Source organism: Actinoallomurus vinaceus, from assembly GCF_039542055.1.
Classification (GTDB): Bacteria; Actinomycetota; Actinomycetes; order Streptosporangiales; family Streptosporangiaceae; genus Actinoallomurus; species Actinoallomurus vinaceus.
In genome coordinates, this window is sequence record NZ_BAABHK010000001.1 from 1,117,710 (window position 1) to 1,132,958 (window position 15,249).

The 15,249-nt window shown below is 71.5% G+C and carries 17 protein-coding genes; 8 read left to right on the forward strand and 9 right to left on the reverse strand.

Annotated features, from left to right (window positions below; all coding sequences use genetic code 11):
* Positions 1-33: 33 nt before the first annotated feature.
* From ABEA24_RS05195 to ABEA24_RS05230, 8 genes are all read right to left on the reverse strand, one after another.
* Positions 34-528 (reverse strand): beta-class carbonic anhydrase, encoded by a 495-nt coding sequence (locus tag ABEA24_RS05195; protein ID WP_345429450.1) that lies wholly within the window; start codon positions 526-528, stop codon positions 34-36.
* Positions 529-703: 175 nt separating this feature from the next.
* On the reverse strand, positions 704-1,141 hold the full coding sequence (locus ABEA24_RS05200) for a GNAT family N-acetyltransferase (protein WP_345429451.1): 438 nt from the start codon (positions 1,139-1,141) through the stop codon (positions 704-706).
* A 97-nt stretch (positions 1,142-1,238) separates the two neighbouring features.
* Complete coding sequence (locus ABEA24_RS05205; protein WP_345429452.1) at positions 1,239-1,610, reverse strand: hypothetical protein; 372 nt, start codon at positions 1,608-1,610, stop codon at positions 1,239-1,241.
* 16 nt (positions 1,611-1,626) lie between these two features.
* Positions 1,627-2,109 (reverse strand): roadblock/LC7 domain-containing protein, encoded by a 483-nt coding sequence (locus tag ABEA24_RS05210; protein WP_345429453.1) that lies wholly within the window; start codon positions 2,107-2,109, stop codon positions 1,627-1,629.
* Positions 2,106-2,963 (reverse strand): hypothetical protein, encoded by an 858-nt coding sequence (locus ABEA24_RS05215; protein ID WP_345429454.1) that lies wholly within the window; start codon positions 2,961-2,963, stop codon positions 2,106-2,108. The genes ABEA24_RS05210 and ABEA24_RS05215 overlap by 4 nt, the downstream gene beginning before the upstream one ends.
* Complete coding sequence (locus ABEA24_RS05220) at positions 2,953-3,288, reverse strand: hypothetical protein (protein ID WP_345429455.1); 336 nt, start codon at positions 3,286-3,288, stop codon at positions 2,953-2,955. The genes ABEA24_RS05215 and ABEA24_RS05220 overlap by 11 nt, the downstream gene beginning before the upstream one ends.
* 275 nt (positions 3,289-3,563) lie before the next feature.
* Positions 3,564-4,505 carry a nucleoside hydrolase gene (locus ABEA24_RS05225; RefSeq protein ID WP_345429456.1) on the reverse strand — a complete coding sequence of 314 codons (942 nt, stop codon included), beginning with the start codon at positions 4,503-4,505 and terminating at the stop codon, positions 3,564-3,566.
* Between the two features lie 53 nt (positions 4,506-4,558).
* On the reverse strand, positions 4,559-5,269 hold the full coding sequence (locus tag ABEA24_RS05230; RefSeq protein ID WP_345429457.1) for a PIG-L deacetylase family protein: 711 nt from the start codon (positions 5,267-5,269) through the stop codon (positions 4,559-4,561).
* 89 nt (positions 5,270-5,358) lie between these two features.
* On the opposite strand from ABEA24_RS05230, the gene dhaK reads away from it, so the two are divergent.
* Positions 5,359-6,354 (forward strand): dihydroxyacetone kinase subunit DhaK, encoded by a 996-nt coding sequence (gene dhaK / locus ABEA24_RS05235; protein WP_345429458.1) that lies wholly within the window; start codon positions 5,359-5,361, stop codon positions 6,352-6,354.
* Positions 6,342-6,965, forward strand: a complete 624-nt coding sequence (dhaL, locus tag ABEA24_RS05240; protein ID WP_345429459.1) for a dihydroxyacetone kinase subunit DhaL — start codon at positions 6,342-6,344, stop codon at positions 6,963-6,965. The genes dhaK and dhaL overlap by 13 nt, the downstream gene beginning before the upstream one ends.
* A gap of 181 nt (positions 6,966-7,146) precedes the next feature.
* Here the strand turns inward: dhaL and ABEA24_RS05245 are convergent, their stop codons facing one another.
* Entirely contained in the window at positions 7,147-7,818 is a 672-nt protein-coding gene (locus ABEA24_RS05245) for a choice-of-anchor C family protein (RefSeq protein WP_345429460.1), read from the reverse strand.
* 506 nt (positions 7,819-8,324) lie between these two features.
* Between ABEA24_RS05245 and ABEA24_RS05250 the strand changes: the two genes are divergently transcribed.
* From ABEA24_RS05250 to ABEA24_RS05275, 6 genes are all read left to right on the forward strand, one after another.
* Positions 8,325-9,494, forward strand: a complete 1,170-nt coding sequence (locus ABEA24_RS05250) for a monodechloroaminopyrrolnitrin synthase PrnB family protein (protein WP_345429461.1) — start codon at positions 8,325-8,327, stop codon at positions 9,492-9,494.
* Between the two features lie 193 nt (positions 9,495-9,687).
* A complete protein-coding gene (locus ABEA24_RS05255) occupies positions 9,688-10,299 on the forward strand; it encodes a MerR family transcriptional regulator (protein WP_345429462.1) in 612 nt (203 codons plus the stop codon).
* A 91-nt stretch (positions 10,300-10,390) separates the two neighbouring features.
* A complete protein-coding gene (dhaM, locus tag ABEA24_RS05260; RefSeq protein WP_345429463.1) occupies positions 10,391-10,810 on the forward strand; it encodes a dihydroxyacetone kinase phosphoryl donor subunit DhaM in 420 nt (139 codons plus the stop codon).
* 206 nt (positions 10,811-11,016) lie between these two features.
* Positions 11,017-13,326, forward strand: coding sequence for a DNA helicase PcrA (gene pcrA, locus ABEA24_RS05265; RefSeq protein WP_345429619.1), 2,310 nt, complete (start codon positions 11,017-11,019; stop codon positions 13,324-13,326).
* 111 nt (positions 13,327-13,437) lie between these two features.
* Complete coding sequence (locus ABEA24_RS05270; RefSeq protein ID WP_345429464.1) at positions 13,438-14,889, forward strand: right-handed parallel beta-helix repeat-containing protein; 1,452 nt, start codon at positions 13,438-13,440, stop codon at positions 14,887-14,889.
* Between the two features lie 45 nt (positions 14,890-14,934).
* Positions 14,935-15,237, forward strand: a complete 303-nt coding sequence (locus ABEA24_RS05275; protein WP_345429465.1) for a hypothetical protein — start codon at positions 14,935-14,937, stop codon at positions 15,235-15,237.
* Positions 15,238-15,249: the final 12 nt, after the last annotated feature.

Here is a 15,249-nt window from a genome sequence, read left to right on the forward strand (position 1 = left end):
CGGACGGAGCGGCCCAGGGGCGACCTCGGCCGCTCAGGGAGTGACCTCGCGGAGCTCGCCGGTCTTGACGTCGAAGACGAAGCCGCGGACGGAGTCCTTGTGCGGGATGAACGGGTCGGCCTTGATCCGCGCGATCGACTCGCGCACGTCCTCGTCCAGGTCGGTGAACGCCTCGGCCGACCACTCGGGCTCAAGACCGGTCTCGGCCTTGAGCTGCGCGCGGAACTCCTCATCGGTGATGCCGAGCAGGCCGCACCCGGTGTGGTGGATCAGCATGATCTCCCTGGTGCCGAGCGACCGCTGACTGATCGCCACCGAGCGGATCACGTCGGGGGTGACCACGCCGCCCGCGTTCCGGACGATGTGCGCGTCACCGATCTCCAAGCCGAGCATGCTGAACAGATCGAGCCGGGCGTCCATGCACGCCACGACGGTCAGGTGCCGTTCCGGCGCCGCCGACAGAGCGCCGGTCGCGAAGTGGTCGGGGTAGCGCCGGGCGTTCGCCAAGAGTGCGTCGGTGACGGACATATGATCACTCCTCGGTTCATATCGCTCGCCACATTCCATCACGAAGCACATTTCCGGAATTCACTGCCCACTGTCCACGCGCGACACCGCGCCGACCGGTTCAGTCGGTGACCGGCACGTCACTGCGTACGGCGACGTCGGAGGAGTGGCCCGACGCCGGTATCAGGGTTTCGGTTCAGCGGCGGACCATGGGGACGTGGGGGATGCCGTCCTCGACGTACTCGGGGCCGTCGACGACGAAGCCGTACCTCGCGTAGAAGCCCGCGACGTGCGTCTGCGCGTCGAGCCGGACCGTACGGTCGCCGATGGCCTCCAGCGCGGCCTCCATCAGCCGCGCCCCCAGCCCGCCTCCGCGCGCGTGCGGCGCCGTCACGACCCGGCCGATCCGCGCGCCGTCCGGGTCGTCCAGGACGCGCAGGTACGCCGTGGGCCCACCGGAGTCGCCGGACAGCCAGACGTGCCGGGTGCCGGGCTCGGTGTCGCGCCCGTCCAGCTCCGGGTACGGGCACTCCTGCTCGACGACGAAGACGTCGACGCGAAGCTTCAACAGCGCGTAGAGGGTGGTCAGGTCCAGGTCCGTGAAGGCCGCCACCTGCGGTTTCTCATCGCCCATGACGCAGGATCCTAGATGGCGGCTACGGCGGCGCGGCGCGCGCGTCCGGAGGGCACCGCGACCCCGGGCGAGAGGCTCCGGGGCCGCGGGTCCGGCGTCACACTTCGATCTCCTCCTCGATGCCTTTGAGGTGGTGGCGGGCCAGCGCGAGGTTCGCTCGGGACCGGTCGAGTGCCAGGTAGAGGAAGAGGCCCTTCCCCTTGCGCCCGGTGACGGGACGGATGATGTGGTACTGCGCGGACAGGGTGATGAGGATGTCCTCGATGTCCTCCTTGATGCCGAGCTGCTCCATCGTGCGCAGCTTGGCGCGTACGACCTCGGTGTTGCCCGCCGCGGCGACCTGTAGGTCGAGCGTCTTCGAGCCGCCCAGGATGCCGAGGGCCATCCCGCTGCTGTAGTCGACGACGGCGGCGCCGACCGCGCCGTCGACCGCCATCATGCTCTTCAGGGCCAGATCCAGGTTGGACATGCGTGATCCTTTCGGGTTACGGGAGTGCGGGGCGCTGGGGGCCGGACGCCGCGTCGACCAGGTGATCGGCGATGTGGCGGGCCACGGGCCGGGATTCGAGGTGCAGGCGGCCGACGTTCGCGCCGGGGCCCGCCAGCACCGTGAGGGAGGCGGTCGGCCCGGCGGCGTAGATCACGGCGTAGCCCTTGGTGCTCTGGACGACCACTTCGCGGAAGGCGCCGTCGTTCGCGATGGAGACCATCCGCTGGGACAGCGAGAGTTCGCTGGCGGCCAGGGCCGCCATGCCATCGGGTTCGATCACGGTCGGTAGATCGTGCGCGATGAGCAGTCCGTCCGAGGAGGCGACCAGGCTGCCGGTCAGCTGGGGGAGGCGTCCGCGCAGTGTCCTGAGCGCCGCCAGCACGACGGGGTCGGGCGCGCGGTTCGGGCCGTGGGCCGGGTCGGGCATCGCCACCTTCGTCAACCTTTCTCGCAGACCGCCGAGCCGGCGCTTCGTCATGTCAGCTCCTCGAGCCCGGCCCGGAGCCGGAGGAGCACGTCGAGTTCGACCGGCGCCCAGGGGGCGGGTGCCGCCGTGTCCTCGCCGCCGTCCGATCCCCGAGCCGGCGGGCGTCGTCGCCGGACCGGAAGCGCGTCGGGCTCGTTCCGGGGCGGCCGGACCAGTTCGGCGGCGGTGAGGGCACGGACCGCCGTGAGGCACCCGAAGGCCGTACGTCCCAGGTCGCGCGCCAGATCGGCGGGCGTACGGTGGCCGTCCGCGTTGAGGATGACCTCGATCTGCGGGCCGGTCAGGACGATCCGCCGCCGGCGCACCGTGCGGACCGGGACGACCGGGACCCGGTCCACCAGCGTCGCCGGCCACCCGGCATCGGGCTCCTCGCGCCGGCGCGAGCACTCGCGCAGCAACGCGGTGGGGGAGACCCGGCACTCCGGGGCGGGCCGATGCGGCGGGCGTTCGGTGAAGGACGGGGCGGCGTCCGAATCGAGCAGGAAGTACACCGCGTCGAAGATCGCCAACAGCAGCCGCGTCTCCCGGTGCCACTCCGTGGGGGCGGGCCGGGGCCCGCCATCGGTCCGCCCGGGTGTCGGCCACCGGTCCGATGGAGCCGGTGGGCCCGCGTCGGGTGCGGGGGTCCAGCGGCTCTCGGCGAACGTGACGGCCCCGTCGGTGAGGTGGAGCACTCCGTCGTCGCCGGCCCGCAGCACGCCGGTGCGGCGGCCCTCCTCGGCTCGGCGTAATGCCGCGATCAACCTGTTCTCCGGCGGTGCCGGGGCCGGAACGACCGTTCCGGCCGCGGCGTACGGTGGTTCGCGAAGGGCGCCCGCCGGCCGTGCCGCTTCGTCACCGCGCACGTTCGGGCCCCGCCATTTCCTGGACCATTGTCTGCAGGCGATGCCGGGCCAATGCCAGATTTCCCTGCGTGCGGTCGATCAGCAGGTGCAGGAAGAGTAATGCGTCGGCGCTCGTGCCGACGGCGGCGAGCAGGTGATATCCGTTCGCGCCGCAGACGATGATCTCCTCGATGTCATCGCCGGTGGAAGTGCTGCTCATCGCCGGGTCGGCCAGGATCGCGCGGACGACCTCGGTGGTGCCTGCGGCGTTCTCGTGCCGGTCGACCACGTCCTCGCGGCCGGCCGACGCGACGCAGAGACCGGTGGCGCAGTCGACGAGGGTCACGCTCCGCGCGCCGGGAACGCCCATGAGCCGGGAAAGGCACCCGTCGATGCTCAGCACGCATTCCTCCTGATCGGACCAAGGCTTCCAGGAGGCTGAGACGCTACATCGCCCAGGGTCGCTACGCGGGGAATTAGCGCGAATTCGGTTTGTTAACCGAGAAAAAGACGGATTTCCGGTGCTTCGGGAGAAGAATACTTTTCGGTATTTAAATAGCCGGTCGGTTTTGGCGCCCGCATCGCCGCGGCCTCACCGGATCGCCGGTGCGAACGCTGATTTCACCGGAGGGCGGCCAGGAGGCGGTCCTGGAAGGCCGCGACGTCCACGCCGACGGCGACCCTGACGACCGGGCGGTCACCCTCGTCGGCGTACAAGCGGCGGTCCCACAGCGTCGTCCCGCGGGTGCGCTCGCCGCGCAGCTCGACCCGTACGGGCCGTTCGGCGTACTCCCCGATGGACGGGTCGACGGCCAGCATCGCGGCCAGCGCGTCGTGGATCACCGCTCCGCGCTTGCCGAGCGAGCGGGTGTAGGCGGTGGCGTAGAACTCCAGGATCCGGGCGGCGAAGCGCGCGACCTCGGAGTCGGCCTCGGCGAGCCGGTCCAGCCACCCGCCGTCGACCGCCGTCGGGTGGGTCGCGTCGAGCGGCACCAGCGTGATCGGCCAGCCCGCGCCCAGGACCAGCTCGGCGGCCTCCGGGTCGTGCCAGACGTTCGCCTCGGCGTGGCTGGTGATGTTGCCCTGGTGGTCGAACGCGCCGCCCATGACCATCACCTCGCGGAACAGCGTCGGCAGCGACGGCTCCAGCAGCAGGGCGATGGCGAGGTTGGTGAGCGGGCCGACGGCGAGGAGCGTCAGCTCACCGGGGTGCTCCCGGCCGAGCCGGATGATCTGCTCCGGCGCGGAGATCTCGACCGGGCGGCCCGCCGGCTCGGGCAGGCCGGTCTCGCCCAGGCCGTCCGTGCCGTGCCAGTCGTGCGCGTAGTTCACGTCCTGGGCCATGGGGCGGACGGCGCCCACGGCGACCGGCACCTCCGTCAGGCCGGCGCGTTCGAGGACCCGGAGCGTGTTGAGCGCGCCGACGTCGGGGGCGACGTTGCCGTGCACGGTGCCGACGGCGACGAGCTCCGCCTCACCGGCCTTCACGAGCGTCGCCAGGTACAGGAGGGTGATCGCGTCGTCGATGCCGGTGTCGCAGTCGAGCAGGATCTTGGGTGCCACGTTGTCCGTTTCCTGAGGGTGATTCAAAGCGGTTCGGGGTTCGCGTCCGGGGGTTACACCGCTGGAACGATCTGGAACGCCTCGGCCAGGCGGCCCTCGGGGAGTCCGCCGCGAGCGGCGTTCGCGCCCATCCAGGCGCGCAGCATCCCCTCCAGGTCCTCGTGGTGGGACACCTGGCTGACGTGGGAGCGCAGCGCCGCGAGCTTGCGGTCGAAGACGTCCGTGACGTCGACGTACTCGCCCAGCGAGGGCCCGCCCATCACCCAGATCTCCCGGGCGGTCCAGGCCTCCAGCCCCTCGGCGCGCAGCTCCGGGAAGGCGTACGGGTTCCGGGCGTCGGGGTAGACGGCGTCCCACGCGGCCGATCCCACCGCCCGGTGGTCGGGGTGGCCGGCGTAGATCCGTTCGTAGTTCCGCTCGGGGCTGGAGATGACCACCCGGTCGGGGCGGACCTGCCGGATCACGCGCGCGATGTCGCGGCGCAGGTCGAGCGTCGGCTCCACGCGCCCGTCGGGGTACCCGAGGAAGCGCACGTCGGTGACGCCGACGCACTTGGCCGCCGCGGTCTGCTCGGCCCGGCGCAGCGGGCCCATCTCCTCGCGCGGCACGTCGTCGTCGAAGCCGCCCGCGTCGCCGTCGGTCACCAGGAGGTACGCGACCTCGATGCCCGCGTCGGTCCACGTCGCGACCGTTCCGGCGCAGGAGAAGTCGATGTCATCGGGGTGGGCCATCACCACGAGCGCGCGCTCAACGTCATCGATCACGTTTCGACATCATACGGAGATTCAGGCTTTAACCCATCAATCAGCCACAACTCTGGCGTAGTGGGGTTGGACACGGTATTCCGGGAACCATGAAGAAACTGATCGGTGACGTAGACGACGTCGTCCTCGACACCCTGCGCGGCATGGCGGCCGCGCACCCGTCCCTGCGGGTCGACCTGGACCAGCGGATCATCGTCCGGGCCGACGCCCCGCGTACCGGCAAGGTCGGGCTGGTCTCCGGAGGGGGCTCCGGCCATGAGCCGCTGCACGGGGGTTTCGTCGGGTACGGCATGCTCGACGCCGCCTGTCCCGGTGAGGTGTTCACCTCACCGGTTCCCGACCAGATCCTCGCCGCGACCACCGCGGCGTCCGGCGGGGCCGGGGTCGTGCACATCGTGAAGAACTACACCGGTGACGTTCTGAACTTCCAGATGGCCGCCGAGTTGGCCGAGGACGAGGACGTCGAGGTCGTGCCCGTCGTGATCGACGACGACGTGGCGGTGCAGGACAGCACGTACACCGCCGGACGGCGGGGCACCGGGGCGACCCTCTTCGCGGAGAAGACCGCCGGGGCGCTGGCCGAGGCCGGCGGCACGCTGCAGGACGTCGCCGCCGTCGTCCGCGAGGTCAACGAGCGGACCCGTTCGTTCGGGGTCGCCCTGACCGCCTGCACCGTCCCCGCCGCCGGGCGCCCGACGTTCGAACTCGGCGACGACGAGATGGAGCTGGGCATCGGCATCCACGGCGAGCCCGGCCGGGAGCGCACCAAACTCCGCCCCGCCCCGGAGATCGTCGACGTGGCGCTGTCGGCGATCAACGACGACATGCCACTGTCCGGGTCCGAGGTGCTCGTCATGGTCAACGGCATGGGCGGCACGCCGCTCATGGAGCTGTACGGCGCGTACGCGGCCGCGGCCGAATGGCTCGGCGGGCACGGCGTGACGGTGGCGCGCTCGCTCGTCGGCAACTATGTGACCAGCCTGGAGATGGCCGGCGTCATGGTCTCGGTCCTGCGGCTGACGCCCCAGCTCACCGAGCTGTGGGACGCGCCGGTGGAGACGCCCGGCCTGCGGTGGGGACGCTGATGGACCTGCGCCGCTGGATGGAACGCTTCGCCGAACTGGTCGCGGCGGACGCCGACCGCCTCACGAGGCTCGACGCCGCGATCGGGGACGGAGACCACGGCGCCAACCTCAACCGCGGCCTGCGGGCGGCGGTCGAGGCCCTCGGCCCCGACCTGCCGCCCGGCAAGGTGCTGATGACCGCCGGCCGGGCACTCGTGTCCAAGACCGGCGGGGCGTCCGGGCCGCTGTACGGCGGCGCGCTGCGCCGGGCGGGCAAGGCCCTCGGCGACACCGCCGACGTGGACGCCCCCGCTCTCGGCACGGCCCTGCAGGCCGCCCTGGACGCCGTACGGGAGCTGGGCAAGGCCGTCGAAGGGGACAAGACGATGGTCGACGCCCTCGCCCCCGCGGTGGAGGCGTACGGGGCCGCCGCCGGAGACGGGGTGGCGACCGCCGCGCAGGCGGCCCTGGAAGCCGCGGAGAAGGGCGCTGAGGCGACGGTACCGATGCAGGCGCGCAAGGGCCGGGCCAGCTACCTCGGACCCCGCAGCGTCGGCCACCTGGACCCCGGGGCCGCCTCCACCGTCCTGCTGTTCCGCGCCCTCGCCGAAGTGGCCGGCGACGCAGCCTGAGGAGAACGCCCGGGAAGACCTCCCGGCGCGGCCGCCGTACGGGCGCCCGCGGGGACGGCGAAAGGCGTCGCCGGGCGACCGTTCGTGCCCGCCGACGCCTTACACCGAAATGACCTGGGTCCGGTTTGACGCACCTACGACCGGGGTCCCTGCCCGGTCGGCGTGCTCATGACCGAGGGACCTATTCGGCGCCTTGTACGCCGCATCCGCAGCGGTCGACTCCGACGTCGTCGATGACCGGGCCGAAGGCGGTATTCGTGGTGCTGGTGAACTGTACGGTGGTGGACACGCCGGTCGCGCGGAATGTCACCGCCCTCGTGACATATCCCATGTTGGCGATGGTGTGGCCGGTGACGTCGAAGGAGAAGTTCTGGGCGAGAGCACCGTTGATGAAGACCTGTCCGGTCTTCACCGCGGGCGGGCCCTGCGGATTTCCGGCGAGTGAATAGATCACCTCGTATCGTACGCCCGGGCGCGTGCTGAAGGTCTGGATGACCCCGCCGGCGGCACCGCCGCTCAGGTCCAGCGACTGGCGTCCGTCCGCGGCCTGCCAGAAGCCGGCTCCGATCAGGTCGACGCTTGCGCCGGTCACCCGCCACGGCCCGATGAACTGTCCTCCGGCGAAGGTCTGGAAGGTCCCCGGCCTCACCACCGGCGTCTCGAAGCTGCCGTTCGCCAGCCCGGACGTCGCACTTGCCGGCGCCGCCGCGAAGGCCGCCGCCCCGGCCATCGCGCCCGCGAGCCCGATGCCGGCGAAGAGCCGCCGCCCCGTACCGGCGGGAGCGGGCCGGTGCCCGCGGGGACGCGGTGTACCCGAGAAACGGCGGTCGGCAGCAGATATGTCGACAGTCATGGTCTTCCTCCGGTTGTGCGATTCTTCGTGCCCTGGCGGGTGGGTCACCCATTCCAGTTCTCGCCGCAATGGATCGGTTGACGACCGTTCGCATCGAGCGGGCGACTCCAAGTAATCATCGAAAAGCCGTCCGGTCCAGAAAGGACATGCGCTTTCTCCGCCGCCCGATCGCGGCGGCCAAATGCGACCCGAAGGAATGATTTCCGTTATGCCGCGTCGTAATTCCGCTAACGCGTTCGCGTTTACGGAACCGGAATCCGAAAAATCCCGCCCGTCTCCGCAGTGGCGCCTCAGGCGGTGACCGACAGAGCCTGAGCGGGATGCCGGCGCCGGGTTATGGACCGGTGGAGAAGGCCTCTTTTGGACCTGTTCGCCGGGCCGTTACGGGCGCCAGGGTGGAGCGTGCGCCGCGAGGCCCGGTGAGGTGTCGGCGGCGCGGTGACCGTGCGGGCGCGGCGTGAGGATCCGCCGCGACCTGCCTCTTTTCCGAACCGCGGAGGCCGGTCGTGGAAGAAGTGATCAACGAGTTGGACCGATGGCTCAGGCACGAGTTCGTCGACCTCAACACCGAGCTGGAAGAGGCGTACTTCGCGGCGCGAAGTGAGATCCTCGACGGCCCTGACCTCGACAAGACCAAACAGGCGATCCTGGAGGACGGCGGGACGCTGATCGCCCGGGTCGCCGGCACCGGCCGGATCCCGGGCGACGCCCGGGAGAGATACCGGCTCCTCGGCGCCGTCGGCTTCTACCTGGCGGCCTGCCGCAGGCACGAGGTGGGCGCCGACGGAGAGCCCCTCACGACCGCGTGGTCGCTCGCGAACCGGCTCGGCTCGTCGCTCGGCGTCGCCCCCAGATTCGTGTTCGCGCACCAGTCGATCCACAATCCGGCGGTCCGCGGCACGTTCCTGACCTTCACCTCGCTCCCCGACGAGGAGGTGTTCATCCGGGGCAACGCGCTGGCGGTCCTGGCCTACCAGCGGGCGGCCGACGCCCTGCGGCGGATCCCGCCGATGGGGGTCTCGAGCCCGATGGCGACATACCTGTTCGAACAGGCGCGGGCGGCGCTCGACGACGTGCTGCGGTTCAACCAGGCGCTCGGCGGCGAACTCGACGCAGACCGGTTCTTCCTCAACATCCGCCCGTACTTCAAGACCTACCGCGTCGGCACGGTGGAGTATCGGGGCGCCAACGCCGGTGACTTCGCCGCGATCAACGAGATCGACCTGCTGCTCGGGCTGTCTGACGCCACGGACCCCTTCTACCAGCACGTCCTCGCCGAGAAGTACCCCTACGTCCCGCCCGAGGACCAAGGCCCCCTGCGGGCCGCCGCCCTCGCCGAACCGCTGCTCGAGGCCTTCCTCCGCGAGGCGGCGACGGGACCGGCCGGCGAGCGGCTCCGGCGGAACGGGGGGCTGTTCCTCGCGGTCTGCCGGGCGCACGCGGCCGCGTACACCTACCACCACCACCGCCTGGTCAAGCCGTTCCTCGAACGTCCGGCCGAGGACGCGCCCCAGGACCGTCGGGAGGGCATGACGGCCAGCGGGCCGCCCCTCGACGTCGTGATCGGCGGCCTCGCGCGGCTGAGCGACCTCCGCGCGGCCCGCGACCGGGCGGGCCTGGCGACCGCCCGAGCCGCCCTGGATCGGCTCCAGGCCCTCCTGGCGGCCGGTGCGTGAGGTGGGCCGCGGTTAAGCGACCTTCGGGCGGCCCGTGACCGGGCGGGTCTGATGACCGCCCGAGCCGCCCTGGATCGACTCCTGGCGGCCTGTCCTTGACGCGATCCGGCGGCGCTACCTGGTCGACGCGGCGCCGGGCCGTTCGAACGCGAGCCTTGCACCTGACGCGACGTCACGGCCTAGCGTCCGGAGCATGACGCCGACAGAGACGGGTCCGGACCGGCCGCTGTCCGTGGGAGAGCTGGCCCGAAGCACCGGGCTGACCGTACGGGCCCTGCACCACTACGACCGGCTCGGCCTGCTCTCGCCCGCCCGGGACGGCGCGGGGCGGCGGTGCTACGGCCCGGCCGAGGTCCGGCGTCTGCACCGGATCCTCGCCCTGCGGGGATTCGGGCTGTCGCTGGCCGAGATCGCCGAAGTGCTCGACGGGGCGGGAACCGATCTGCGGGGGCTGCTGCGCCGGCAGCTCGAACAGACCGAGGAACGCATCGCGGCGGCCCAGCGGCTCCGCCGGACCCTGCTGCGCGTCATCGACGCGCTGGCCCCGGACGACGAGGGGGCCGGCCCGTCGGCCGAGGAACTCGTCGAACTGATCGAAGGGATGGTCGCGATGGACCGCAGATTGACACCCGAGCAGCTCGAGCAGATGACGCGGCAGCGAGAAGAGGTGATGGCCAGGCTGACCACGGCCGAGGTCGAGGAGCTCCAGCGGCAGCGGGCCGAGGCGGCGGCCATGCTCAGCCCGGAGGAACTCGAGAGAATGCGGCAGCAGCGCCAGAGCCTCCTCCCGGACGGCACCGTCTGACCGAGTGCGTGGCCGTGCGGGTGCCTGACGGAGCACCGTCGGGGCGGGGTGCTGTGCACCAGATACCGATATATGCGGCAACATCGGGTCCATGAGCACCGTGGGAATCGTGCTGATCTCGCACAGCCGGGCGCTGGCCGAGGGGGCCGCCGAACTCGCCGCCCAGATGGGCGTCGGCGAGGTCACCGTACGGCCCGCCGGAGGCGACGGCGAGGGCGGACTGGGCACCAGCATCGACCTGGTCGAGCGGGCCGTACGGGAGGCCGACGGCGGCGCCGGGGTCGTGCTGATCGCCGACCTCGGCTCCTCGGTGCTGACCGCCCGGACGTACCTGGAGGATCTCGAGGACACCCGCGCCGGCAGTCCCGGCGAGTCCGAGACGGACATCGTGCTGGCCGACGCGCCCTTCGTCGAGGGCGCCGTCGCGGCGGCCTCGGCGTCGGCCGGGGGAGCCGACGTCGCCGCCGTCGCCCGCGCGGCCTACGAGGCGTACGACTTCCGCAAGACCTGACGCCCACCCCGCGCGGTGGCGCACGACCTCCGCGCGAGACCCACGACGCGTACGACTTCCGAAAGACGTGACACCCACGCGGTGGCGTTCGATCTCCGGAGCCCGTCGGCAGCGCACGACCTCGCGAAACGCGGTGTCCAGTGGGGCCGGATGGGCGCATCGGACTCGCAGTGTCCGCGTCAGGGAATACCCTTCCTTGAGTGTCGATGCTCGTAAGCCACCCTCTCCTTGACGGCCTCAACGACGCCCAGCGCGCGGCGGTCGCCCATCAGGGCGGTCCGCTGCTGATCGTCGCGGGTGCGGGGTCGGGTAAGACCCGGGTCCTCACCCACCGCATCGCCTACCTGCTCGGGGAACGGGGCGTACAGCCCGGTGAGATCCTCGCGATCACGTTCACCAACAAGGCCGCCGGGGAGATGAAGGAGCGCGTCGACGCGCTTGTCGGGCCGCGGTCACGGGCGATGTGGGTGATGACGTTCCACTCCGCCTGCGTGCGGATCCTGCGCCGGGAGGCGAAGCGGCTCGGCTTCCCGTCCGGCTTCTCGATCTACGACCAGGCCGACTCGCAGCGGCTGATGGCGCTGGTCTGCCGCGAGCTCGACCTGGATTCCAAGCGTTACCCGCCGCGGAGCTTCTCCGCCCAGGTCTCCAACCTGAAGAACGAGCTGATCGACTACGAGACCTTCCGCGGTCAGGCCTCGACGCACATGGAGAAGACCCTCGCCGAGGCGTACGAGACCTACCAGACCCGGCTGCGGCAGGCCGGGGCGATGGACTTCGACGACCTGATCATGACGACGGTCAACCTGCTGCAGGCCTTCCCCGACGTCGCCGAGCACTACCGGCGGCGGTTCCGGCACGTCATGGTCGACGAGTACCAGGACACCAACCACGCGCAGTACGTCCTGGTCCGCGAGCTGGTCGGGCAGCCCGGCGACGAGGACGACCTGCCGCCCGCCGAGCTGTGCGTGGTCGGTGACGCCGACCAGTCGATCTACGCCTTCCGCGGCGCGACGATCCGCAACATCCTGGAGTTCGAGCGCGACTACCCGGACGCGGCCGTCATCCTGCTCGAGCAGAACTACCGCTCGACCCAGACGATCCTGTCGGCGGCCAACGCGGTGATCGAGCGCAACGCCGACCGCAAGCCCAAGCGCCTGTGGTCCGACCAGGGCGAGGGCCCGAAGGTCGCCGGATACGTCGCCGACAACGAGCACGACGAGGCGGCCTTCGTCGCCCAGGAGATCGACCGGCTCAGCGACGAGGAGGGCGTCGCGGCCGGGGACGTGGCGGTGTTCTACCGCACCAACGCCCAGTCGCGTGTCTTCGAAGAGGTCTTCATCCGGGTCGGCCTGCCGTACAAGGTCGTCGGCGGTGTCCGGTTCTACGAGCGCAAGGAGATCCGCGACCTGCTCGCCTACCTCCGGGTGCTCGCCAACCCCGAGGACGCCGTCAGCCTCCGCCGCATCCTCAACGTTCCGAAGCGGGGCATCGGTGACCGGGCCGAGGCGTGCGTGGAGGTCCTCGCCGGCCGCGAGCGCGTCTCGTTCTGGCAGGCGCTGCGCCGCGCCGAGGAGGCCCCCGGCATCGCCACCCGCTCGCTGAAGCAGATCAAGGACTTCGTCGCGCTCCTGGACGAGCTGGGCGAGATGGTCGACACCGCGACGCCGACCGAGCTGATCGAGGCGATCCTGACCAGGAGTGGCTACCTCGCGGAGCTGGAGGCCTCCCGCGACCCGCAGGACGAGACCCGCATCGAGAACCTCCGCGAGCTGGAGTCGGTGGCGGCCGAGTTCGAGGAGCGCCTCGCCGCCGGGGTGGCCGCCCCGGCCGCCCCGGCCGATGACGAGGAGGAGGCCGCGGCGCCCACCGGTGCCGAGGGACGCCTCGTCGAGTTCCTGGAGCAGGTGGCGCTGGTCGCCGACGCCGACCAGATCCCCGGCGGGGAGGCGGGCGTCGTGCCGCCCAGCGACCGTGGCCAGGAGGGCGTCGTGACGCTGATGACGCTGCACACCGCCAAGGGCCTGGAGTTCCCGGTCGTGTTCCTCACCGGGATGGAGGACGGCGTCTTCCCCCACCTGCGCTCGCTCGGCGACGCCAAGCAGCTGGAGGAGGAGCGGCGGCTCGCGTACGTCGGCATCACCCGCGCCCGGCAGCGGCTCTACGTCTCCCGCGCGACGATGCGCAGCTCGTGGGGCGCCCCCTCGTACAACCCGCCGTCGCGGTTCCTCTCCGAGATCCCCGACAAGCTCGTCGAGTGGAAGGGCGGCGGTCAGGGTGCGCAGGCCACCCCGGCCATGGCGTCGCTCGCCCAGCGGCCGGGGGTGCGCTCACCGGGCAACCGCGCGGTGCCCGCTCTGTCCGCCGGTGACCGGGTTTCCCATGACTCGTTCGGCCTCGGTACGGTCGTGGCGGTCGACGGGGCCGGGGAGAAGGCCGCGGCGACCGTCGACTTCGGCGGCGAGTACGGGGTCAAGCGTTTCGTCCTCCGGTACGCACCGATCGAGAAGCTGTAAAAAAAGTTCACGGCTTTCGTGGCCGGATGCGGGCGTCGACATGAGACGCGTGGACCTGCATGATGCACGTGGGGAGCACTGCGGCCCGTTGGGAGGAAAATGGGGCGGTTCGTGCGGCGTCTCCTTGTCGCGGTCGTGTCCGCGCTGAGCACGGCCGTTCTCACGTCATCGGTCCTGGCGTCGCCCGCCGCGGCCTCCGCCTACCGGCCGGTCGCGCCTCCGGCCGGCACGTACCACGTGCCCGCCTACCGGCCGGCTCCGGCCACGCCGAGGCTGGTCGTCTGCAAACCGGGCGAGAACCTCACCGGCGTGGCGCAGCAACTGGCCGGGGAGTGCGCCTACCACGACATCCAGGCGGCCGTCGACGCCGTCCGGCAGCGCGGCACGACGATCTACGTCCTGCCGGGCACCTACCAGGAGCGGCCGAGTCTGGCCACCCCGTCCAAACCGTGCAGCGCGCTCGCCGGCCAGGCCACCCTGTCGTACGAGCAGCAGCGGGCCTGCCCGCACCTGCGGAACCTGATCAGCGTCTCCGGGCTGGGCGACCTCCAGATCGAGGGCGTCGGCGCCGGGGTCGTCGTCGAGGGCGACAAGCCGATCGGCATCCGCGCCGACCGCGCCGACGGCTTCTACCTGCGCAACATCACGGTCAAGGGCTTCGCCGAGGACGGCGTCGCCGTCGTCGAGACCGACGGATTCGTCCTCGACCGGGTCGCCGCGCTGAACGACCGCGAGCACGGAATCGCGGCGTACGGCACCGACCACGGAGTGATCGCCGACTGCGAGGCGGCCGGCAACGGTGACGCGGGCATCGCCACGGCCTCCGCCTCCGACCAGCGCGGTAATCGGCTGTCCGTGGAGATCCGCGGCTGCCGCTCCCACGGCAACCTCGTCGGCTACTCCGGGACGGCCGGCGACTCGGTGTACGTCCACGACAACGAGTTCTCCGGCAACGCCACCGGTGCGGTGCTCGACAGCAGCGTGCAGGCGGTGGGCATGCCGCAGAACCACGCGATGTTCGTCGCCAACCGGGTGTTCGGCAACAACGCCGACCCCTACCGTGACTGCGGGACGAAGTGCCCGGCACGGGCGGTCCCGGTCGGCACCGGCATGCTGCTGGCGGGCGGCGACGAGAACACCTACGCGAGCAACTTCGTCTACGACAACTGGCGCTACGGCATCGCGCAGCACTGGATCCCGGCGAGCCGCCGGGGCGAGACCGACCCCGCCAAGCAGCGGGACACCTCGCACGGCAACCGGTACGTCGGCAACCTGATGGGCGTGACGCCCTCCGGCGGGCGCGCGCCGAACGGCGTCGACTTCTGGTGGGACGAACAGGGCGACGGCAACTGCTGGCAGAACAACGCCTCCTCGTGGGGACGGCCGCGCAGCGACCCGGCGGTACTGCCGGACTGCGACCACCCCTCCGCCGGCGGCCCGTACGCCCAGCAGGGCAACCCCGCCAAGACCTCCGTGGTGACGGCCTGCGCCACCTACACGCCTCGCCGCCGAGACCCGAAGGGCTGCACCTGGCTCACCACGCCGCCGCGCCCCGCCGCCTGATCCGCCGGCACCCGCCCGCGAACCCCAGGAGCGGCGTGCGGTCTGGTGGACGGCCGGTTGTGCGCGGTGACGACGCGGCCGCCCGCCGAGGCCGCGATCCTGGTCACCGGCGCCACCGGAAACGTCGGCCGTGAGCTCGTCCGGGAGCGCAGCCAGGTTCGGCGCAGTCCATCGGACGGCCGCCGGAGAGCGTGCGGTGTGTCGGGCGGCGGCACGTCGAAGCCGGCCAGGAAGCTCGGCGTCGCGCCGCCGCCCGCGGCGCATCGTCCACGTTTGACGGCGGTCCGCCGGGTGCCGTACCAGGCCGGAGCGCGGGGCCGTCGGCGCGGCCGCGCGTGGTACGACTAACCTGCGGAACAT